Genomic DNA, 19,444 nt, shown 5'->3' with positions numbered 1-19,444 from the left:
TGTTAACAAGTTAATTATATCATTATTTTGAGTACAACTCGACGATAAGCATTTCGTCAACTGGTACATCAATAACTTCTCTTGAAGGAAGTTCTTTAACTGTACCCTTAAGGCCTTCCTTGTTAACATCAAGCCATTCAGGAACAAGTCTTCCTGCTGTGATCTCTGAAATATCCTTGAATCTCTGGATATTCTTAGCTGCTTCTTTAACTTCGATTACATCGCCAGCCTTGATAAGATATGAAGGGATGTTGATCATCTTTCCATTAACTGTGATGAACTTATGAAGAACAACCTGTCTAGCTTCTCTTCTTGTTCTAGCGAATCCCATTCTGAAGATTACGTTGTCAAGTCTGCTCTCAAGAATTGTCATAAGGTTTGAACCTGTCTGACCCTTCATTCTATCAGCACGAACATAATAATTTCTGAAAGGCTTCTCAAGAACGCCATAGATAAACTTAGCCTTCTGCTTCTCACGGAGCTGAAGTCCATACTCACTCATTTTCTTACCAGCTCTAGCTGATGTTCTCTTGGACTTCTTGTCATATCCAAGGAATGTTGGATCCAAATCAAGTGATCTGCATCTCTTTAATACGGGAACTCTGTTTACTGCCATTTTTTGGCTCCTTTCTTATTCTCAGATTGTTTTCACATTCTGATGTTGTTTACAGTGTTAAGCACCTTCGTCCAACGAGTTATTGTTTACATTTATATATGCACAAATAACTGCTTATAATCGTGATCTTAGACCAGCGATTATACTCTACGACGCTTAGGTGGGCGGCATCCGTTATGTGGTACAGGTGTTACGTCTGTGATAGATGTAACTGTAAGACCGCTTGCAGCAAGAGCTCTGATAGCAGCTTCTCTTCCTGATCCTGGTCCCTTAACGAATACATCAACAGTCTTAAGGCCATGTACAAGTGCAGCCTTAGTTGCTGTCTCTGCAGCTACCTGTGCAGCATAAGGAGTAGATTTCCTTGAACCCTTAAATCCCAGACCGCCGGCACTTGCCCAGCTAAGAGCGTTTCCTGCAGCATCTGTCAATGTAACGATTGTGTTATTGAAAGATGACTGGATATGTGCCTGTCCGTGTTCAACGTTTTTCTTGACACGCTTTTTTGCAGCTGCCTTCTTTGCAGCTGTAGCTGATTTCTGATTTGCCATTTTAAACTAACCTACTTTCTTCCTATAAATACTAGTTATAATGTTACTTATGAATTCGCCATGCACAAATTCAACTGGTCCCAATAGCCTCTGGAAAGAATTACTTCTTCTTATTAGCGATTGTTCTCTTTGGTCCTTTTCTTGTTCTTGCATTTGTCTTAGTTCTCTGACCACGGCAAGGAAGTCCTCTTCTGTGACGCATTCCTCTGAAGCATCCGATCTCAGTGAGTCTCTTGATGTTCATAGCAACTTCTCTTCTAAGGTCACCCTCTACTTCGTAGTCGTTACCGATGATCTCGGCAATTCTCTTTACTTCTTCGTCTGTAAGATCGCGAACACGTGTGTCCGGATTTACTTTTGCTGCTTCAAGAATCTTGTTTGAGCTTGTTCTACCGATACCGTAGATGTATGTCAAACCGATCTCTACTCGCTTATCTCTAGGTAAATCTACACCTGCAATACGAGCCATTTTAATTCCTCCATTTAACAAATAAATAATAGTTTAATGAGAAGCTTTACTCCTCTTGCTCCAGACTTTTGCCAGAGCTGTTACTTGTTTGATTGGGGCATCTAACGCCCAATCGGACAGTACTTAATCCGATCTTTCCAATACTCAATTCATTATTGGTATCAAAAAGTAATCCGAAACGGCTCGAATTAACCCTGTCTCTGTTTGTGCTTAGGGTTGTCACAGATTACTCTGATAACGCCCTTTCTCTTAATAACCTTGCACTTTTCGCACATAGGCTTAACAGAAGACCTAACTTTCATTGTTTCTCCTTTCCTGCATGGTAACAGAATAATGCCTGAAAAAGGGCACAAATATCCCTTTTCCTAAAAAGACCATTTAACATCATAGCATATATCAAATCAATAATCAACAGGTTTTTACAAAAAAAATACCAGGATTTCGATAAAATCTTTTACCGAAATCCTGGTAGGATATTACACGTTTATCAGCCTGCTTCTTCGTGATTATTGAAGCTTACGCCCCTATTGATGTCGCCCTTATGATTAACACCGAAGTCATAATCATTTCCAGGTAATACTGCATTAAGCACGATTCCAAGAAGAGCTGCTATAGCAAGAGATGTAAGAGTTACAGGAGTATTTCCAATTGTAAATGTAATACCATCAGAGAATCCAAGTCCTGATACAAGGATAACTGCTGCAACAATAAGATTTCTTGATTTTGTGAAATCAACATTGTTCTCTACTACATTTCTAACACCAATTGCTGAGATCATTCCATATAATATGAAGCTTATACCACCGATGATAGCTGTTGGCATTGTGCCAATGATGTCTGAAATCTTAGGAATGAAGCTTACTACGATAGCATATACAGCTGCGATTTCAACAACCTTTGGATCATATACCTTAGAGAGCTCAAGAACACCGGTGTTCTCTCCGTAAGTTGTATTTGCAGGTCCTCCGAAAAGTCCTGCAACTGCTGTTGCAAGTCCATCTCCAAAGAGTGTTCTGTGAAGACCCGGATCTTCGATAAAGTTTTTGTCTGTAGTAGCTGAAATAGCTGAGATATCACCAACATGCTCCATCATAGTTGCAATTGCTATAGGAGCCATAACAAGAATCGCTGTAAGATCAAATTTTGCGAACTGGAAAGGAGGAAGTCCAACCCAATTAGCTGCAGCAACAGGCGCAAAATCAAGGATTGCACTGCCATCTGCATTTGTAAAGCCTATCGCATTCATAATAAGGGCAACACAGTATGAAATAACTACTCCCATAAGGATAGGAATGATCTTGAACATTCCTTTGCCCCAGATATTAAAGATAACAACTACTGAAAGTGCTACAAGAGCAAGGAACCAGTTCGCTGAAGCATTAGAAACAGCAGATGGTGCAAGTGAAAGACCAATGCAGATAATAATAGGTCCTGTTACTACAGGAGGAAGGAAATGCATAACCTTCTTTACTCCTACAAGCTTTATGACTACTGCAAGGATAAGATAAAGAAGTCCTGCAACAACAATACCACCGCAAGCATAAGGAAGTTTTTCTCCATATGTCATATCAGCGTACTTACCTGAATTTAAATTAGCTACGGTAGCAAAGCCACCAAGGAATGCGAATGATGATCCCAGAAATGCGGGAACCTTGAATTTAGAAAAAAGATGAAAAAGAAGTGTACCAATACCTGCAAAGAAAAGTGTGACCTGAACGGAAAGTCCTTCCCCATTAAAATAACCATTAACTAAAATTGGAACTAAGATCGTCGCCCCAAACATTGCAAACATATGCTGCAATCCCAAGAGCGCCATTTTGGGTTTCCCCAGAGTCGTGGCATCATAGATAGCCTGTCGTTTTTCTCCCATTTTTCTCCTCCGTTTTATTAACCTGAAAGGTTGTTTTTTACCAAAGTGAATTATAGCATGATGTCACATTATGTGCATTAATTTTTCACTAAAAAATATGATTGTTTTTTAACAGAAATCGCGCTTTTTTTCTGTGCTTTTTTCCTAAAAATGTATTAAACTATAACAAAGTTTTATCTAGGGAGGGTTATATGTACACTGCAAATACTACTCGTTACGAAAGCATGACATACAATCGTTGTGGAAAAAGCGGTCTGAAGCTTCCTGCCGTATCTCTTGGACTATGGCACAACTTCGGTGATAACTCCGATTACAACAACATGGTGGACATGTGTAAGACCGCATTTGACAACGGCATCACACATTTTGATCTTGCCAATAACTATGGACCGGCAGACGGAGCTGCTGAGCAAAACTTCGGTAAAATACTTAAAGAAAACTTTAAGAGCTATAGAGATGAAATGGTCATCTCAACAAAAGCCGGATACTATATGTGGCCAGGCCCTTATGGTGACTGGGGCAGCCGCAAGTATCTTATTGCAAGCCTTGACCAGTCACTTAAGAGAATGGGACTTGAATATGTGGATATCTTTTACCATCACAGAATGGATCCCGAGACACCTTTAGAAGAGACAATGGAGGCTCTTGCCCAGATTGTAAGAAGCGGCAAGGCTCTTTATGTTGGTATTTCCAATTATGATGGACCTACTCTTGAAAGAGCTCACGCTATATTAAAAGAGCTTCATGTTCCATTCATCATCAATCAGAACCGCTACAATATTTTTGACAGAACAATTGAGAAAAACGGTCTGAAAGAAAAGTCCAGGGAAGTGGGAACCGGAATCATCTGCTTCTCTCCTCTTGCGCAGGGTCTTTTAACAGACAGATATCTAAATGGTATTCCAGAGGACAGCAGAATCCGCACTGATGGCCGTTTCCTTAAGGAAGGTCAGCTCACAGAAGAAAAGCTCGCCAATATAAAGGCTTTAAATGAAATTGCCAAAAGGCGTGGTCAGACACTTGCTGAAATGGCGCTTGCATGGAACCTTAAGGATGACTATATAACTTCCGTAATCATCGGCGCATCCAGATCTTCTCAGATTCTTGATAATATAAAAGCCATCGAGAACACCACATTTACAGAAGATGAGTTAAAAGAAATAGATAAATATTCAATATAATTCAAAAAGGGAGGATCAAACCTCCCTTTTTTAGTACTCCATTATTCTCTTAATGATATCCATCTGATCTCCGCCATATTTTTCATATACCGAAGAAACAGCTTCCCTGAATCTTATTTTTTCGTTTGCCGAAAGTTCTATCACTGTGACCCCTCTTTTTTCAGCAACTTCCCTTGATGACTTTTCTCTTTCCTGCCAGAGCTGTCTTTCATAAATTGCTGACGCTTTCGCACAGTCACGGATTATATCTCTGTCTCTTTCATCTATCTTGTCCCAGATAACCTTTGAACATATCTGTAGTTCCGGCACTCGTGTATGTTCATCCAATGTATAATACCTTGCCACATCATAATGCTTCATTGCCTCAAAGGAAGGCCAGTTGTTTTCTGCGCAATCCACTATTTTCTGTTCAAAAGCCGAATACACATCAGAATAAACTATCTTTACAGGATTGCCGCCCAGAGCTGAAACCATATCAGCCATCATATCTGACTCCTGCACTCTTATATTCATATTCTGAAGATCTTCCAGCTTTCTTATAGGAGTTGTACTATAGAAATTCCTTGCCCCAGCATCATACCAGGATAACCCGACAATTCCCCGAGGTTCAACGCTATTAAGGAATTCATCGCCGATACTTCCATCCAGGACTCTCCACATATGTTGCGAGTCGCTGTACAAGTAAGGAAGTTGCAGAGCATTAAGCGCCGGAGCAAACTCAGCAAGCTGTGACAGAGACACTCTTGCAAATGCAATTCCTCCAAACTTCATCTGCTCTATAACCTGCATCTCACTTCCAAGTTCAGCATCATACTTAACAAGTATTTTTATCCTTCCATCTGTCCGCTCGTAAACAAGATCCGCAAACTTCCAGGCCCCCAGGGTAGTGGGATAATCCTCAGTCTGATTTTCCGCATACAAAAGAACAAACTCCGGCTCTTTATTCATATGATCACTGCTAAGCACAAGCAATAGCCTTAAGCCTGCAACAGCAGCTATGATTCCCAAAACAGACAGCACTAGGCCATATATCCATCTCTTTGTCATTTTTCCAAAGCTCCGCTCCTATACTCGCTTGGTGTCATCCCAACCATCCGCTTAAATATCCTGGTAAAATAGTTGGGATCTCTAAATCCCGCCTTATATCCGACATCTTTTATATTGATTCCTGGATCAGCCAAAAGATCTTTTGCCCGGGCCATTCTGAACTCATTCAGGTAAGTAATAAAATTCTTACCAAAGTTCTGTTTGAAAAGTTTACAGAAATAAACGTCGGAATAATTCAGATATCCTGCGATATCCTGAAGAGCTATGTCTTCCATATAATGGCTTTCTATATACCCGGTAATATCCCTGATGAGAGTATTGCTATGTATATCAACTTCGCTATATTCCAAGGAAGGCGTTGATTCTGAATCCTTTTGAGAAACCTCTGCTTTGGGGGCTTTGCTGTTACTATCGCAAATTCTGAAGGCCTCTTCCAAAATATTGATCAGTTCCTCATCAGAACCAGGTTTTAAAAGATAATCCAGGGCCCTTACTTCAATAGCTCTTTTGGCATAGCTGAATTCATCAAATGCCGTGAGAAAGATAATGCTACAGTCTTTATCAAGGTTTCTGATCTGCGTTGCTGCTTCAAGTCCGTTCATTCCAGGCATCTCAATGTCAAGAACAGCTATATTGCACATATTCTCGGTATATTTCTTCACAGCCTCAATTCCATTCTCAGCCACAAAAACTTCAACCAGATTCGGAAAAAAAGCTTTTATCTTCTTATTAATAACCTGTCGTTCAATTGGTTCATCGTCTGCCACTAATATTCTATACATTGCTATCCACCTGCATCTGAGGGTATAAGAAAGGAATGTCTATGAAGATCACTGTTCCCTCTCCTTCTTTACTGGTAATCTCGAAATGTCCATCGCTGTACATCGCTCTGATGCGCTTACATATATTACCAAGTCCAATTCCCACTGATTTTTCATGATTCTTATCACGTTCCTGATCATAGAGCTGCTTATTTATATTCCACAGAGTTATCTCATCCATGCCAACTCCGGTATCTTCCACATTTATATGCAGCCTTCCACCTACATGCCGTATCTTTATGGTCACTTTTCCTCCCTCAACTTTCTTGGATATGCCATGAATAATTGCATTTTCCAAAAGAGGCTGAAAGGTGAAAGTTGGCACTATAACTGCATTTTCATCCACCTCTGAGTCAATTTCAAATTGAACTCTCTCACCAAATCTCATTTTCTGAAGATACATATAATCTTTTGATATTTTTAGTTCCTGCGAAAGCAAAGTTTCTTTTGCCTGGGTCTTTAGGTTATATCTAAACAATGAGCTTAAGGCTTCTATCATCTGCTCTGTGGTAGGCGCATCCTCCAGATTCGCGGTTCCCGCTATAGCATTGAGTGTATTAAAAAGAAAATGCGGGTTTATCTGGCTCTTCAAAAGCTCAAGGTTCATTGTCTCAAGCTGCTTTTCAATCTTTAGGTTTTCCATCTCCTGCTCATGAAGCTGATCAAGCGCTACTCGCTTGTCTTCCAATGCCTTTATATACTCGCCTGTAGCAAATTTCATTTTGTTAAAAGCAGTTACGAGCTCGCCAATCTCATCCTGGCTGCTGACTTCAATGTCATCAATAAAAAAGTCATTTGCAGCAATTTTACGTGAAGCGTTTGCAAGAGTCAGCACAGGAGTGGTAATTGACGCGTTCACGATCTTTGAGATTTCAAATATTATAAAAAATACCACGATGCCGATAGCTGAAACCAAAAATGGGACACTTATGATGACGGGCATGAGCTTTTGGTAATTGGCATTGCCTTCCTTCATTGTCACGTCAACAAAATGCTGCGCGTACTGAAGCAGATACTTTTGCATTCCATATACCCTGTAAAGATCTGCTATCAGAACGTTTCCATCCTGAAAATCCTCTATGACCTTATCTCTTTCCACGCTATATTCGCCATAAGCAGTCTTAAAGGAAAACATAAGCGCATAGCGCTCTTGCCCAAGTCGCCCATAATCAAGTGGTACTTTATTCAGAGTCTTTTCGCTTTCGTTGACACACGTGGTCCATTCCGTTTTATTGGAAGGATCTGCACTGTGAACGTACATATCAAATGTTTCTATTTCCTTATTCAGAGCGCTTATTACCTCACCGCTTTTGGAGTTATCCTCCATAATGTCATTGAAATCCATCATAAAGAGCTTAATGATCCAGACATCAAAAAGAAGAATTGCCAAAATAGCAAAAAATACGCTGCCTGTAAAAACTTTTATTTTGTTTATGATCTTGAGATTATTCCAGAATTGTCTAATTTTATTCATAAATGGGTAAAAAATAAAGAGGCTTCGTTATAGTTATTGTTATAATTATAGCGCCGCCTCTTTAAAAAAACTATTCAAACTAAGCTGTTATTTTTGAGCAAAGATAATCAAAAAATAAGTCTTTTTCCTTGCCCAATACTCTGTCAGTGATCATATAACCATGTCTGTCATCTGACATAACAATGATCATATTATTTCTTTTTATGGCATTTGATATATTTTTCCACTTAATGTTCTCAAATCTGCCTCCGGTTTCCACCAAAACGCCCTTATCATTAAATGTTAGTACCATGTCCTTGGGCAGATTTTCAAGCTGCTTTGCGCTCATGCCATATGTTGCAAGAGGCTGGATCACAGGAAAAAGAGTGCATCCAAAGATCATGAGACTTTTTATAAATCCTGAAGAAGCACCCCAGAATCTGATAGTCAAAAGGATCATTGCAACCGTAAACACAACGTTTATAATGCCAACAAATGACTTGTAAGTACGACGCATAGCCATTTTCCATATGTCTGAAGTTTTAACATCACAATTATATCTATACTCCATAAAAAGCCTTTCAAATAACGATCATTTCATAAGCAGGTTCGGCAGGAACATACTGATCTCTGGAATAAAGGTAAGCAGTAAAAGAACTAATATCATGCAGAGATAGAATGGCAATGTAGCCTTTACTACTTTTTCCATCTTTACCTTGCCAACCGCAGAGCCTATGAAAAGAACTGCTCCAACAGGTGGTGTCAGAAGTCCAATACCGCAGTTTAAGATGATCATTATACCGAACTGTATCGGATTGATTCCAATTGATGTAGCAATAGGTAAAAGAATTGGTGTTGCAATCAAAATGATCGGCGCCATATCCATGATACATCCAAGTACCAGCAGGATTAAGTTCAATAAAAGCGCGATCAGTATTGGGTTTCTTGTAAGTCCTATGATTGCATTAGCTGCAAGATCAGGTACATGAAGGGTTGTAAGGCAGTAACCAAAAATGCTTGATGTTGAAATAAGGATAAGAACTATTGAAAGTGTGTCTACGCACTGCTCAAGAGTTTTCCATACTCCTTTAAGGTCAAGGCCCTTATAGATAAATACGCTGACTATAAGGCTGTAGATTACTGCGACAGCTGCAGACTCAGTAGCTGTGAAAAGACCTCCAACAACACCAATTACAACGATAACTACTGCGGCAAGGGCCCAGAAAGATATTCCGAGCTGTTTTCCAAATTTCTTTATGCTAAATGCCTCACCTTTTGGATAGTGGCGTCTTTTTGAAATAATGTAAGAGCCTATCATAAGTGAAGCTGCAAGAAGTGCTCCGGGAATGTAACCTGCCAAAAACAGGCTTCCTACGGAGACTCCACCTGCACTCATCGCATAAATGACCATATTATGACTGGGAGGAACCAGCAAACCTTCGCAAGATGAAGTAATTGTTACCGCAGTTGAAAAGTCATCGTCATATCCCTGATCAACCATCATAGGGATCAAAATACTTCCAAGAGAGGCAGTATCTGCTGCTGCAGAACCAGAAATTCCTCCAAAGAAATAGGAAGCAACTATGTTTACCATGGCCATACCGCCGGTCATCCAGCCTACGCAGGCATCGGCCAAAGCAATCAGCTTTTCAGAAATTCCTCCACTTCCCATGATACATCCCATGGTTATAAAGAACGGTACTGCCATGAGTGAAAAAGAACTTATTCCCTTTACCATCTGCTGACAAACAGTTGTAAGAGGAAGTCCCTGATACAAAAGGCAAAGGATTGAGGATAATGCTACTGCATACGCTATCTGGAATCTCAAAAAGATCATGACCAGAAAGCTAATTAGCAATATAGCAATTGCTGTAGAATTAGCAGTCATCAGTTTTTCTCCTCCTTTACAAAAAATCCTTTGATGTGGTTGTATATTGCTTCAAGTTCAAAAATGATCATAGCAAGACCAGCCACAGGAATTGGAAAATACATCCAAAATCTTGATAATTTAGGAAGAGATACATATACACCCTTACTTCCAATGGTAGAAGCATACTGCCAACCAACTATAAGCATTACAAAAGCCAAAAACATGATGCATACATCAGATAACAGATCTAATATTTTAATGAGTTTAGTTGGAAGATATCTGTCAAGGGCTGTCATTCTGATATGAGCGCCCCTCCTGATGGCAAGGGCTGCAGATAACACTGCCATATATGCCATCAGGGTAAGAACTATTTCTTCTGTCCAGGATGGATCCGGGATAAAAGGGATATATCTGCCAAAAACGCTCATACTTGTGATAATGATGTCTGCCACAAGAAGAATCTTACATATCACAAGCATAATCTTGTATGTCACATCATATAAAGGCTTAATACTATCAACTGTTTTAAAAAATGATTCCATATTTCCCCTTTATATTTATTACTTCATATCAACTAACTTCTGGTAATAATCTTCAAGACCTTTAATGTTTTCCTCAATTACAGGCTTAACTGCTTCCTGCCAAGGTGTGATATCTTCAACCTCAATGATTGTAACTCCATCAGCCTTAAGTTCTTCTAATACAGCATTCTCTTTTTCTTCTGAGATTGAGCGGTTGTACTCAGAAGCAGCCTTACCTGCGTCGACAAGAACCTGCTGCTGTTCAGCAGAAAGCTTATTCCAAGCTTCATCTGTGATGATTACCTGGATAGCACCAAGAGTATGTCCATCAAGGATCATATAAGGAGCAACCTCAGGGAATGCATTTGACTTATAGTTTGCAATTGGCTGTTCAGCGCCATCTACAACTCCTGTCTGAAGTGCTGAATAAAGTTCACCAAAGCTTACTACTGTAGGAGATGCTCCAAGTCCTTCTACAAGACCATTCATGATAGGGTCATTTGAAACACGAAGTTTCATTCCCTTGAATGAATTGATATCTGAGATTTCATTAACTGTAAAGAAATGACGGAATCCTTCTTCTCCGTAGAAAAGACCTCTTACACCACTACCGTTCTCTGAAGGCTCCTGAAGGAATTCCTGTGCAAGGTCTGATGTAGCAAAATTCCAAAAATGATCACGGCTTGTAAAGATATAAGGAAGTGAAAGAAGCATTGACTTCTGTCCGCCATAGCTTGTAAGAGCGAAAGCTGAGATTCTGGACATATCAATTGTTCCGCCACCACCAAGCATTGTGTCAAGAACATCGTTCTCTGAGCCAAGAACACCACTAGCCTGAAGATCAATAATGATTGATCCGTTAGATCTAGCTTCTACTTCTTCTTTAAACTTCTGATCTGTCATACCTACTATGGTATCAAGAGGGTTTACCTCTGCCATAACAAGTGTGATAGCATCTGCATCAGGTGTAACTGCTTCAGGTGCCTTAGTCTGCTCAGCTGCAGTTTCTTCTTTCTGCTCAGCTGCTGGTTCTGCAGCAGGTGCCTCTGGCGCTGTTACTCCACATGCAACAATAGAAAGCCCCATTGCCAGTGCCATAAATACTGATACAACTCTTTTTTTCATTTGTGTAACCTCCCGTTTTCTTGAAAATCAACTAAAAAAATGGCATTGTCTTTTCGACAATGCCATTATATGTTACCGCGGGAGGCAGTAAAATCGGACATTATTATCATTGACTAGCATATTTTTAACACGAGGATAACCTCACATACTAACGTTGCAATTATAAATGCTTTTGCCATTAAACTTACCATATTGTTATCCTCCTTTTCATGAGTGATTTTTGTTTTCTGATTATTTATACGAAGGAGAAAAACATGTGGCAAAAAAAATCCGTGGCAAATTTGCCACGGACGATTTCAAAATTATTTGTCTCTCCAAATAATTCTTCCTTTTGTAAGGTCATATGGTGAAAGTTCAAGAGTTACCTTATCACCAGGTAAGATTCTGATGAAGTTCTGACGAAGCTTTCCACTGATATGAGCAAGAACAACATGACCATTCTCAAGCTCAACCTGGAACATTGTGTTAGGAAGCTTCTCAATAACCTTTCCTTCAATTTCAATTACATCAGCCTTAGACATTTCTTTCCTCCTATCCTTTACTATCAAATAATAGTTAATATCTCTGGTTCGCCATCTGTTATAGCGATAGTGTTTTCATAATGTGCAGCCAGGGAACCGTCTACAGTTACCACTGTCCAATCATCATCAAGCCAACCAACATATCTTTCCCCCATGGTTATCATAGGTTCAACACATATTGTCATGCCTTTCTTTAGTTTTACCCCGGGCAACAACTTTTTATAATTAGGTACCATTGGTTCTTCATGAAGGCTAGTGCCAATTCCATGACCTGTAAGCTCTCTTACTATACCATATCCATATGGTTTTATATAGTCATCAATTGCTCTTGATATCTCATGCAGCCTATGTCCGGCTTTGGCCTTTTTTATCCCTTCAAAGAAGCTCTCTCTTGTAACATCAATAAGTTTTTGTGCTTCATCACTTATCTTACCAACGCCCCATGTTCTGGCAGCATCAGAATGATACCCTTTATATATAAGCCCTGTATCAAAGGTAACAATGTCACCCTCCTGCAGGATCCTATCAGCACTAGGAATTCCATGAACGACTTCATCATTCACGGAAATACACACGGAAGCTGGAAAACCTTCATAATTCTTGCAATTCGGTATTCCACCAAGAGAACGGATAGTATCTTCTCCAATCTGATCAAGTTCCAATGTAGAAATTCCGGGTTTAAGCGCATCATGAAGTGCCTCATGCACTTTTGCAAGTCGCTGTCCCGACTGCCTCATAAGCTCAATTTCTTCATCAGTCTTAATTGTAATAACTTTACGCATTCAAAATACCTACGATATTGCTAAATACTTCCTGCATATCCTTTGTACCGTCAACAGTCTTAAGAATATTCTTCTTATCATAGTAATCGATAAGAGGCTGAGTCTGCTCATGGTAAACTGACAATCTGTTCTGTACTGTCTCAGGCTTGTCATCTTCTCTCTGAACTAACTCACTTCCACATTTATCACATATTCCTTCTTTCTTTGGAGGTATATGCTCAATATGATAAGTAGCACCGCACTTAAGGCAAGCTCTTCTGCCTGACATTCTGCGAACAATGTTCTCATCTGGAACATCTACGTTAATTGCAAAATCAACTTTATCACCAAGCTTTGTAAGTTCACTGTCAAGTACATCTGCCTGAGGAATTGTACGTGGAAAACCATCAAGTACATAACCATTCTTGCAATCATCATTTGCTACTCTGTCAAGAAGAAGCTGAACTGTAAGTTCATCCGGAACAAGCTGTCCCTTATCCATGAACTCTTTTGCTTTCTTGCCAAGTTCTGTTCCATTTTTAATATTTGCCCTAAAAATGTCACCGGTTGAGATGTGTGGAATATTGAACTTATCCGCAATCATCTGAGCCTGTGTGCCTTTTCCTGCGCCTGGTGCGCCCAACATTATTATCTTCATACCATGACCCTCTTTTTATGTTAAATGATATCATTATTTTCTGATTAAAGACAAATAAGAGGCAGCAAGGGCGCATATGCTCCCCTGCGACCTCTTTTAAGTTACCAATTAATCTTCCAGGAATCCTTTGTAATTACGTACAAGCATCTGAGATTCAATCTGCTTGATTGTCTCTAAGATAACGCTTACCACGATGATAAGGCTTGTTCCACCAAATGAAACACTTGCACCGAACATACCATTAAAGAAGATAGGTAATACACCAATGATTGTAAGACCACATGCTCCAATAAAAATGATATAGTTCAGAATGCTTGTAAGGTAATCACTTGTAGGCTTACCTGGTCTGATTCCAGGAATAAAGCCGCCCTGCTTTTTCATATTATCTGCAATCTCAATCGGATTAAATGTGATTGATGTGTAGAAATATGCAAAAAAGATAAGCAGTAAAATGTAAACAACCAAACCAATTGAATAATTCCAATGGTTAGGATTGCACCAGTTACTCTGGTTTAAATATGCAATAAACTGTCCCCAGAATCCTGAGCCATTATAGCCAACGAGCTGACTAATAATGATAGGGAACTGGAAGAGTGACATTGCAAAAATGATAGGCATAACGCCTGCTGTATTGACCTTGAGAGGAATCTCTGAACGGCTTCCACCGTAAGTTTTTCTTCCCTGGATCTTCTTAGCATACTGAACAGGAATTCTGCGCTCAGCACCATTAAGAAGAACGACCAATACTACCATTGCAATAATAACTGCAATAATAACAATTGCTGATACTACTCCCCTTGCAATAGGCTTTCCGCTCACAAACTGACCGAAAAGTGAGCTAATATCTGACGGCATTCTTGAAAGAATGTTGATAGTCAGAACTATTGATATACCGTTTCCAACCCCATTTTCTGTGATTCTTTCACCAATCCACATCAGGAATGCACTACCAGCTGTGAGTGCTGCTACAATCTGAACTACAAGGAAAATAGACTGTGATGTTAAGAAGCCTGTATTTCTGTAGAATCCGATTGACATTGCGATGGATTCGATAAGTGCTAAAGCTACAGTTATATATCTTGTAAGAGCTGTAAGCTTCTTTCTTCCATCTTCACCATCTCTCTGCCACTCCTCAAACTTAGGAATAGCAATTGTGAGAAGCTGAATAATGATAGAAGATGTAATGTATGGTGTGATATTGAGTGCCAAAATTGACATGTTCTCAAATGATCCACCGGTAAATCGATCCATAAAGCCAAATGCATCACTCTCTGTCAAACCCTGAAACCAATTTCTAAATACTGATGTATTCATTCCAGGTACTGGAATTGCAGAACCAAGTCTGATCAGGGCTAGCATTGCAAGAGTAAATAGAATTTTCAAACGAATTTCTTTTACTTTTAATGCATTCATTAGGGACTTAAACATTAGATCACCTCTGTTGTTCCACCAAGTGCCTCGATTTTTTCTTTAGCTGATGCACTGAAAGCATTAGCCTTAACCGTAAGCTTCTTAGTAAATTCACCATTTCCAAGAATCTTTACACCATCAAGCTCTTTCTTAATGATGCCCATATCCTTAAGTGCCTGAACATCAACAACTGCTCCGTTGTCGAATACTTCAAGTACGCTTACGTTGATACCTACGATATTCTTACGATTGATGTTCTTGAAGCCTCTCTTAGGAAGTCTTCTGAAAAGTGGCATCTGACCACCTTCGAAACCAAGTCTTGGAGCTCCTGAACGAGCCTTCTGACCCTTGTGTCCCTTACCAGCAGTCTTGCCGTTTCCTGAACCATGACCACGGCCTCTTCTAAAATTATCGCTCTGAACTGAACCTTCAGCAGGTCTTAAGTTGGATAATTCCATGATATTCCTCCTTATAAATACTGGAGCTTATACCGCTATGCGCAGCATATAATCATTATACACCACTCGCGCGTACGTAATACAGCTCCAGTTACATTTTATGTTTCGTTTTCCTTATTAGATTTCTTCAACCTTAACAAGGTGTCTGATCTGCTGAATCTGACCTCTAGTAGCTGAGTTGTCAGGAAGTTCAACAGAACTGTTAAGTTTCTTGAATCCCATTGATTTTACTGTTGCTACCTGCTTAGGTACAGCACCGATTGTGGACTTAACCAATGTGATTTTAAGTTTCTTCTCGCTTGCCATCACTCTTCCTCCTATTATGCGGTTACTTCTGAAACTGACTTACCGCGCTTTGCTGCAACTTCTTCAGGTGTCTTTAACTGAGCAAGACCATTGATTGTAGCATAAACAACGTTCTGCTTGTTGTTTGAACCAAGTGACTTAGTTCTGATATTTCTGATTCCAGCAAGCTCACATACGGAACGAGCAGGACCACCAGCGATGATACCAGTACCTTCTGGAGATCTCTTAAGTAATACTTCGGCTGAACCGAACTTACCTACGAAATCATGTGTAATACTGTTGTTCTCATCAAGAGGAACAGTAATAAGGTTCTTTGTAGCATCTTCCTTACCCTTACGGATAGCATCTGGGATTTCTGTTGATTTGCCCAGACCAACACCAACGTGTCCATTGTTGTCACCAACTACAACAAGTGCTGTGAACTTCATGTTACGTCCACCCTTAACAACCTTTGTAACACGTTTGATGGTTACAACTTTATCTGTCAATTCGAGCTGACTAGCATCTACGATTGTACGCTTCATTATGTGTTTTCTCCCTTCTTAGAATTCCAGGCCAGCTTCTCTGGCAGCATCAGCAAGTGCTTTTACCTTGCCGTGGTAGATATATCCACCTCTGTCAAATACAACGGCTTTGATACCCTTTTCCATTGCTCTCTGAGCAACAACGCTTCCTACCTTTGAAGCAGCATCAATGTCATCTGTATTTTTAAGCTCAGCCTTGATATCTTTCTCAAGAGTTGAAGCAGATACAATTGTTTTGCCGGCTACATCATCAATAACCTGTGCATATACATGATTATTGCTTCTAAAAACTGCGAGACGTGGTCTTTCAGCTGTGCCGCTGAAACGATTACGAATCCTCATGTGCTTTTTAGCACGAATTTTTGATCTTGATTCCTTACTAACCATTTTGCACTCTCCTTATCTTAATTATTTCTTACCAGTCTTACCAACTTTACGTCTGATAACCTCATCAGCGTACTTGATACCCTTGCCCTTATATGGCTCTGGAGCTCTCTTTTCTCTGATGATTGCAGCGTGCTGTCCAACTGCTTCCTTATCAATTCCCTTAACTGTAATTACCTGACCCTCAACAACTGTCTCGATTCCTTCTGGATCAACAAGTTCTACAGGGTGTGAATAACCAAGTGTCAGAGAGAGTGTCTTACCATTCTTAGCAGCTCTGTAACCTACACCGTTAACCTCAAGCTTCTTTTCATAGCCATCTGTAACACCAATAACCATGTTGTTAAGAAGGCTTCTTGAAAGACCATGTAAAGCTCTAGTCTTCTTCTGATCGTCAGGTCTCTTAACCTCGATCTGTCCGTTTTCCTGTGAGAAGATAATCTCAGCTGGGAAAACTCTTGTAAGAGTGCCCTTAGGTCCCTTTACAGTCACCTTATTATTTTCTGCAACCTCTACAGTTACGCCTGCAGGAATTGCGATTGGCATTTTTCCGATTCGTGACATGCCCGTACCTCCAATTTACCAAATGAATGCAAGAACTTCGCCACCAACCTGGAGCTCTCTTGCTTTTTTATCAGTTACAACGCCCTGGTTTGTAGAAATGATTGCAATACCAAGACCGCCTAATACTCTAGGAAGCTCATCCTTGCCTGCGTATACACGAAGACCAGGCTTTGAGATTCTCTTAAGACCTGTGATAACTTTATCATTTCTGTCAGCACCGTACTTAAGAGTGATGTGAAGAGTCTTGAATACACCATCTTCTACAACATCAAGCTTCTTAATATAACCTTCTTCAAGAAGAATGTTTGCGATTGCAAGCTTCATCTTTGATGAAGGAACATCAACTGTGTCATGCTTAGCAGTATTTGCATTACGAATTCTTGTAAGCATATCTGCAATAGGATCATTCATTGCCATTTTATAATTGCCTCCTTAATTATTCTTGCTTCGCCTTACTACTCCCCAAATTGAGCAGAGACACGAAGCCGCAATGGAATCATTTTAATATTTCGTGGCCCCCATCCCGGACCACTTATCAGCAAACGATGTTTACCAAGATGCCTTACGAACACCTGGGATTTCGCCCTTATATGCAAGTTCACGGAAGCAAATTCTGCAGATTCCGTATTTTCTAAGGTAAGCATGAGGACGACCACAGATCTTACAACGATTGTATGCACGTGTAGAGAACTTTGGTTTCATCTGCTGTTTTAACTTCATGGATAATTTAGCCATTTTGTCCTATTCCCTCCTTAATTACTTTGCAAAAGGCATATTGAACAGTGTAAGAAGCTCACGAGCCTCTTCATCTGTCTTTGCTGTTGTTGTGAAAATAATGTCCATACCTCTTGTCTTGTCAATCTTATCATACTCGATTTCAGGGAAGATAAGCTGCTCTTTGATACCAAGAGCATAGTTTCCTCTTCCATCGAAAGAGTTAGGGTTGATTCCTCTGAAGTCACGTACACGAGGAAGAGCAAGGTTTACGAGACGATCAAGGAAATCGTACATCTTGTCGCCACGAAGAGTAACCTTACATCCGATTGGCATACCCTCTCTTAATTTGAAGTTAGCGATTGACTTCTTAGCCTTTGTGTAAACAGGCTTCTGACCTGAAATAATAGCCATATCGTTAGCAGCATTCTCAAGAAGCTTAGCATTCTCTTTTGCTTCACCAACTGCCATATTGATAACGATCTTGTCAAGCTTTGGAACTTCCATTACATTCTTATAACCGAACTTCTTTGTCATTGCATCAACGATCTCGTTCTTGTATAAATCTTTATATCTACTCAACGCTTAATACCTCCTTCCTAAATTAGTCGATAACCTCACCAGTCTTTTTAGCGATGCGGTTTTTCTTTACAACCTTACCATTCTCATCCTTTTCAACCTTGAATCCGATCTTGGTAGGCTGTCCGTTATGAAGATACACAACGTTTGAGATATCAAGAGCAGCTTCGCGCTCTACAATACCGCCATTAGGATTCTTAGCAGAAGGCTTCTCGTGCTTTGTAACCTTGTTAAGGCCCTCAACAACGACCTTTCCGTTCTTAGTATCAACAGAAAGAACCTTTCCTTCTTTATCGATTTCTCTTCCGGCGATAACTTTAACCATATCACCCTTCTTAATCTTACTTGTTGACATCTGGGCGCCTCCTTATAATACTTCCGGAGCAAGAGAAAGGATCTTCATGAATTTCTTCTCACGAAGCTCTCTAGCTACGGGTCCAAAAATACGTGTTCCCTTAGGCGTACCATCTTCATTGATAACAACAGCAGCGTTCTCATCAAATCTGATGTAGGAACCGTCCTTACGACGTGTCTCTTTTACTGTACGAACGACAACAGCCTTAACTACATCACCCTTCTTTACAACTCCACCGGGTGTTGCTTCTTTAACAGAAGCAACGATTGTGTCGCCGATTCTCGCATATCTTCTTGTAGATCCACCCATAACACGAATTGTAAGGAGCTCTTTAGCACCAGTGTTATCAGCGACCTTCAGTCTACTTTCCTGCTGAATCATGATATTTCTCCTTTTTTCGAATTACTTTGCACGTTCAATAATGGATACAAGTCTCCATCTCTTATCTTTGGAGATAGGCTTTGTCTCCATGACCTTAACTGTGTCACCAATACGGCACTCATTGTTCTCGTCATGAGCCTTAAGCTTATATGTTCTCTTTACGATCTTCTTGTAAAGAGGATGCTTAACATGGTCCTCAATGGAAACTGTGATGGTCTTGTCCATCTTATCGCTTGTTACTTTACCAACACGCGTTTTTCTTAAATTTCTTTCCACGATCTTTTCTCCTTTTAGATTAAACAAAG

28 protein-coding genes are annotated in these 19,444 nt (G+C 40.0%); 1 reads left to right on the top strand and 27 read right to left on the bottom strand.

Annotated features, from left to right (window positions below; genetic code table 11):
- Nucleotides 1-22: 22 nt before the first annotated feature.
- From rpsD to G585_RS0103330, 5 genes are all read right to left on the bottom strand, one after another.
- Nucleotides 23-616: a 30S ribosomal protein S4 gene (gene rpsD, locus G585_RS0103350; RefSeq protein ID WP_022772965.1), complete on the bottom strand. Its 594-nt coding sequence runs from the start codon at nucleotides 614-616 to the stop codon at nucleotides 23-25.
- Nucleotides 617-756: 140 nt separating this feature from the next.
- Nucleotides 757-1,167: a 30S ribosomal protein S11 gene (gene rpsK / locus G585_RS0103345; protein WP_022772964.1), complete on the bottom strand. Its 411-nt coding sequence runs from the start codon at nucleotides 1,165-1,167 to the stop codon at nucleotides 757-759.
- 100 nt (nucleotides 1,168-1,267) lie between these two features.
- The gene (gene rpsM / locus G585_RS0103340) at nucleotides 1,268-1,636 is read right to left on the bottom strand and encodes a 30S ribosomal protein S13 (protein WP_026663745.1); all 369 of its coding nucleotides are present in this window, start codon (nucleotides 1,634-1,636) and stop codon (nucleotides 1,268-1,270) included.
- 188 nt (nucleotides 1,637-1,824) lie between these two features.
- Nucleotides 1,825-1,938, bottom strand: a complete 114-nt coding sequence (gene rpmJ / locus G585_RS0103335) for a 50S ribosomal protein L36 (protein ID WP_013280022.1) — start codon at nucleotides 1,936-1,938, stop codon at nucleotides 1,825-1,827.
- A gap of 185 nt (nucleotides 1,939-2,123) precedes the next feature.
- The gene (locus tag G585_RS0103330) at nucleotides 2,124-3,506 is read right to left on the bottom strand and encodes a uracil-xanthine permease family protein (protein WP_022772961.1); all 1,383 of its coding nucleotides are present in this window, start codon (nucleotides 3,504-3,506) and stop codon (nucleotides 2,124-2,126) included.
- Between the two features lie 191 nt (nucleotides 3,507-3,697).
- Here G585_RS0103330 and mgrA point away from each other — a divergent pair, with 191 nt between their 5' ends.
- Nucleotides 3,698-4,687: an L-glyceraldehyde 3-phosphate reductase gene (mgrA, locus tag G585_RS0103325; protein ID WP_022772960.1), complete on the top strand. Its 990-nt coding sequence runs from the start codon at nucleotides 3,698-3,700 to the stop codon at nucleotides 4,685-4,687.
- A gap of 30 nt (nucleotides 4,688-4,717) precedes the next feature.
- On the opposite strand, the gene G585_RS0103320 is transcribed toward mgrA, so the two are convergent.
- The 22 genes from G585_RS0103320 to rpsQ form a co-directional block, all read right to left on the bottom strand.
- Nucleotides 4,718-5,734, bottom strand: coding sequence for a TRAP transporter substrate-binding protein (locus tag G585_RS0103320; protein WP_022772959.1), 1,017 nt, complete (start codon nucleotides 5,732-5,734; stop codon nucleotides 4,718-4,720).
- Entirely contained in the window at nucleotides 5,731-6,516 is a 786-nt protein-coding gene (locus G585_RS0103315; RefSeq protein WP_022772957.1) for a response regulator transcription factor, read from the bottom strand. Before G585_RS0103315 ends, G585_RS0103320 begins: the two co-directional genes overlap by 4 nt.
- Nucleotides 6,509-8,029: a sensor histidine kinase gene (locus G585_RS16965; RefSeq protein WP_022772956.1), complete on the bottom strand. Its 1,521-nt coding sequence runs from the start codon at nucleotides 8,027-8,029 to the stop codon at nucleotides 6,509-6,511. Before G585_RS16965 ends, G585_RS0103315 begins: the two co-directional genes overlap by 8 nt.
- Before the next feature lie 79 nt (nucleotides 8,030-8,108).
- Nucleotides 8,109-8,579 carry a YcxB family protein gene (locus G585_RS0103305; RefSeq protein WP_022772955.1) on the bottom strand — a complete coding sequence of 157 codons (471 nt, stop codon included), beginning with the start codon at nucleotides 8,577-8,579 and terminating at the stop codon, nucleotides 8,109-8,111.
- 21 nt (nucleotides 8,580-8,600) lie between these two features.
- Nucleotides 8,601-9,896, bottom strand: coding sequence for a TRAP transporter large permease (locus tag G585_RS0103300; protein ID WP_022772953.1), 1,296 nt, complete (start codon nucleotides 9,894-9,896; stop codon nucleotides 8,601-8,603).
- Entirely contained in the window at nucleotides 9,896-10,420 is a 525-nt protein-coding gene (locus tag G585_RS0103295) for a TRAP transporter small permease (RefSeq protein WP_022772952.1), read from the bottom strand. Before G585_RS0103295 ends, G585_RS0103300 begins: the two co-directional genes overlap by 1 nt.
- 18 nt (nucleotides 10,421-10,438) lie before the next feature.
- Nucleotides 10,439-11,524: a TRAP transporter substrate-binding protein gene (locus G585_RS0103290; RefSeq protein ID WP_022772951.1), complete on the bottom strand. Its 1,086-nt coding sequence runs from the start codon at nucleotides 11,522-11,524 to the stop codon at nucleotides 10,439-10,441.
- Nucleotides 11,525-11,826: 302 nt separating this feature from the next.
- Nucleotides 11,827-12,045 carry a translation initiation factor IF-1 gene (infA, locus tag G585_RS0103285; RefSeq protein ID WP_013280019.1) on the bottom strand — a complete coding sequence of 73 codons (219 nt, stop codon included), beginning with the start codon at nucleotides 12,043-12,045 and terminating at the stop codon, nucleotides 11,827-11,829.
- Nucleotides 12,046-12,068: 23 nt separating this feature from the next.
- Entirely contained in the window at nucleotides 12,069-12,827 is a 759-nt protein-coding gene (map, locus tag G585_RS0103280; protein WP_022772949.1) for a type I methionyl aminopeptidase, read from the bottom strand.
- Nucleotides 12,820-13,464 carry an adenylate kinase gene (locus G585_RS0103275; protein WP_022772948.1) on the bottom strand — a complete coding sequence of 215 codons (645 nt, stop codon included), beginning with the start codon at nucleotides 13,462-13,464 and terminating at the stop codon, nucleotides 12,820-12,822. Before G585_RS0103275 ends, map begins: the two co-directional genes overlap by 8 nt.
- A 108-nt stretch (nucleotides 13,465-13,572) precedes the next feature.
- Nucleotides 13,573-14,892 (bottom strand): preprotein translocase subunit SecY, encoded by a 1,320-nt coding sequence (gene secY / locus G585_RS0103270; protein ID WP_022772947.1) that lies wholly within the window; start codon nucleotides 14,890-14,892, stop codon nucleotides 13,573-13,575.
- Nucleotides 14,892-15,332, bottom strand: coding sequence for a 50S ribosomal protein L15 (gene rplO / locus G585_RS0103265; protein ID WP_022772945.1), 441 nt, complete (start codon nucleotides 15,330-15,332; stop codon nucleotides 14,892-14,894). The genes secY and rplO overlap by 1 nt, the downstream gene beginning before the upstream one ends.
- A gap of 117 nt (nucleotides 15,333-15,449) precedes the next feature.
- Nucleotides 15,450-15,638, bottom strand: a complete 189-nt coding sequence (gene rpmD / locus G585_RS0103260; RefSeq protein WP_022764368.1) for a 50S ribosomal protein L30 — start codon at nucleotides 15,636-15,638, stop codon at nucleotides 15,450-15,452.
- 14 nt (nucleotides 15,639-15,652) lie between these two features.
- Entirely contained in the window at nucleotides 15,653-16,162 is a 510-nt protein-coding gene (rpsE, locus tag G585_RS0103255) for a 30S ribosomal protein S5 (protein ID WP_022772944.1), read from the bottom strand.
- A gap of 18 nt (nucleotides 16,163-16,180) precedes the next feature.
- Nucleotides 16,181-16,549 carry a 50S ribosomal protein L18 gene (rplR, locus tag G585_RS0103250; protein ID WP_022772942.1) on the bottom strand — a complete coding sequence of 123 codons (369 nt, stop codon included), beginning with the start codon at nucleotides 16,547-16,549 and terminating at the stop codon, nucleotides 16,181-16,183.
- 21 nt (nucleotides 16,550-16,570) lie between these two features.
- Entirely contained in the window at nucleotides 16,571-17,110 is a 540-nt protein-coding gene (gene rplF / locus G585_RS0103245; RefSeq protein ID WP_022772941.1) for a 50S ribosomal protein L6, read from the bottom strand.
- Between the two features lie 15 nt (nucleotides 17,111-17,125).
- Nucleotides 17,126-17,527 carry a 30S ribosomal protein S8 gene (rpsH, locus tag G585_RS0103240; protein WP_022772940.1) on the bottom strand — a complete coding sequence of 134 codons (402 nt, stop codon included), beginning with the start codon at nucleotides 17,525-17,527 and terminating at the stop codon, nucleotides 17,126-17,128.
- A 132-nt stretch (nucleotides 17,528-17,659) separates the two neighbouring features.
- A complete protein-coding gene (locus G585_RS0103235) occupies nucleotides 17,660-17,845 on the bottom strand; it encodes a type Z 30S ribosomal protein S14 (protein WP_022764364.1) in 186 nt (61 codons plus the stop codon).
- Nucleotides 17,846-17,866: 21 nt separating this feature from the next.
- Nucleotides 17,867-18,406 (bottom strand): 50S ribosomal protein L5, encoded by a 540-nt coding sequence (gene rplE, locus G585_RS0103230; RefSeq protein WP_022772938.1) that lies wholly within the window; start codon nucleotides 18,404-18,406, stop codon nucleotides 17,867-17,869.
- Between the two features lie 22 nt (nucleotides 18,407-18,428).
- Nucleotides 18,429-18,758, bottom strand: coding sequence for a 50S ribosomal protein L24 (rplX, locus tag G585_RS0103225; RefSeq protein ID WP_022772937.1), 330 nt, complete (start codon nucleotides 18,756-18,758; stop codon nucleotides 18,429-18,431).
- Between the two features lie 12 nt (nucleotides 18,759-18,770).
- Nucleotides 18,771-19,139, bottom strand: a complete 369-nt coding sequence (gene rplN / locus G585_RS0103220; RefSeq protein ID WP_013280006.1) for a 50S ribosomal protein L14 — start codon at nucleotides 19,137-19,139, stop codon at nucleotides 18,771-18,773.
- 21 nt (nucleotides 19,140-19,160) lie between these two features.
- Nucleotides 19,161-19,415 carry a 30S ribosomal protein S17 gene (gene rpsQ, locus G585_RS0103215; RefSeq protein WP_013280005.1) on the bottom strand — a complete coding sequence of 85 codons (255 nt, stop codon included), beginning with the start codon at nucleotides 19,413-19,415 and terminating at the stop codon, nucleotides 19,161-19,163.
- Nucleotides 19,416-19,444: the final 29 nt, after the last annotated feature.

This window comes from Butyrivibrio sp. AE2015 (genome assembly GCF_000420825.1).
Classification (GTDB): Bacteria; Bacillota; Clostridia; order Lachnospirales; family Lachnospiraceae; genus Butyrivibrio.
This window is presented reverse-complemented; position numbering and strand designations above follow the sequence as displayed.

Excerpts from the sequence above, each read along its gene's own strand:
- G585_RS0103275 (WP_022772948.1), bottom strand. The coding sequence starts at position 13,464 with ATGAAGATAATAATGTTGGGCGCACCAGGCGCAGGAAAAGGCACACAG.
- G585_RS0103320 (WP_022772959.1), bottom strand. The coding sequence starts at position 5,734 with ATGACAAAGAGATGGATATATGGCCTAGTGCTGTCTGTTTTGGGAATC.
- map (WP_022772949.1), bottom strand. The coding sequence starts at position 12,827 with ATGCGTAAAGTTATTACAATTAAGACTGATGAAGAAATTGAGCTTATG.
- rplR (WP_022772942.1), bottom strand. The coding sequence starts at position 16,549 with ATGGTTAGTAAGGAATCAAGATCAAAAATTCGTGCTAAAAAGCACATG.
- rpsE (WP_022772944.1), bottom strand. The coding sequence starts at position 16,162 with ATGAAGCGTACAATCGTAGATGCTAGTCAGCTCGAATTGACAGATAAA.
- rpmJ (WP_013280022.1), bottom strand. The coding sequence starts at position 1,938 with ATGAAAGTTAGGTCTTCTGTTAAGCCTATGTGCGAAAAGTGCAAGGTT.
- rplF (WP_022772941.1), bottom strand. The coding sequence starts at position 17,110 with ATGTCACGAATCGGAAAAATGCCAATCGCAATTCCTGCAGGCGTAACT.
- G585_RS0103300 (WP_022772953.1), bottom strand. The coding sequence starts at position 9,896 with ATGACTGCTAATTCTACAGCAATTGCTATATTGCTAATTAGCTTTCTG.
- G585_RS0103295 (WP_022772952.1), bottom strand. The coding sequence starts at position 10,420 with ATGGAATCATTTTTTAAAACAGTTGATAGTATTAAGCCTTTATATGAT.
- rpmD (WP_022764368.1), bottom strand. The coding sequence starts at position 15,638 with ATGGCAAGCGAGAAGAAACTTAAAATCACATTGGTTAAGTCCACAATC.
- rpsH (WP_022772940.1), bottom strand. The coding sequence starts at position 17,527 with ATGGCAATGAATGATCCTATTGCAGATATGCTTACAAGAATTCGTAAT.
- rplO (WP_022772945.1), bottom strand. The coding sequence starts at position 15,332 with ATGGAATTATCCAACTTAAGACCTGCTGAAGGTTCAGTTCAGAGCGAT.
- G585_RS16965 (WP_022772956.1), bottom strand. The coding sequence starts at position 8,029 with ATGAATAAAATTAGACAATTCTGGAATAATCTCAAGATCATAAACAAA.
- rpsM (WP_026663745.1), bottom strand. The coding sequence starts at position 1,636 with ATGGCTCGTATTGCAGGTGTAGATTTACCTAGAGATAAGCGAGTAGAG.
- rplN (WP_013280006.1), bottom strand. The coding sequence starts at position 19,139 with ATGATTCAGCAGGAAAGTAGACTGAAGGTCGCTGATAACACTGGTGCT.
- G585_RS0103315 (WP_022772957.1), bottom strand. The coding sequence starts at position 6,516 with ATGTATAGAATATTAGTGGCAGACGATGAACCAATTGAACGACAGGTT.
- rplX (WP_022772937.1), bottom strand. The coding sequence starts at position 18,758 with ATGTCAACAAGTAAGATTAAGAAGGGTGATATGGTTAAAGTTATCGCC.
- rpsD (WP_022772965.1), bottom strand. The coding sequence starts at position 616 with ATGGCAGTAAACAGAGTTCCCGTATTAAAGAGATGCAGATCACTTGAT.
- G585_RS0103305 (WP_022772955.1), bottom strand. The coding sequence starts at position 8,579 with ATGGAGTATAGATATAATTGTGATGTTAAAACTTCAGACATATGGAAA.
- infA (WP_013280019.1), bottom strand. The coding sequence starts at position 12,045 with ATGTCTAAGGCTGATGTAATTGAAATTGAAGGAAAGGTTATTGAGAAG.
- G585_RS0103290 (WP_022772951.1), bottom strand. The coding sequence starts at position 11,524 with ATGAAAAAAAGAGTTGTATCAGTATTTATGGCACTGGCAATGGGGCTT.
- G585_RS0103330 (WP_022772961.1), bottom strand. The coding sequence starts at position 3,506 with ATGGGAGAAAAACGACAGGCTATCTATGATGCCACGACTCTGGGGAAA.
- rpsK (WP_022772964.1), bottom strand. The coding sequence starts at position 1,167 with ATGGCAAATCAGAAATCAGCTACAGCTGCAAAGAAGGCAGCTGCAAAA.
- mgrA (WP_022772960.1), top strand. The coding sequence starts at position 3,698 with ATGTACACTGCAAATACTACTCGTTACGAAAGCATGACATACAATCGT.
- G585_RS0103235 (WP_022764364.1), bottom strand. The coding sequence starts at position 17,845 with ATGGCTAAATTATCCATGAAGTTAAAACAGCAGATGAAACCAAAGTTC.
- secY (WP_022772947.1), bottom strand. The coding sequence starts at position 14,892 with ATGTTTAAGTCCCTAATGAATGCATTAAAAGTAAAAGAAATTCGTTTG.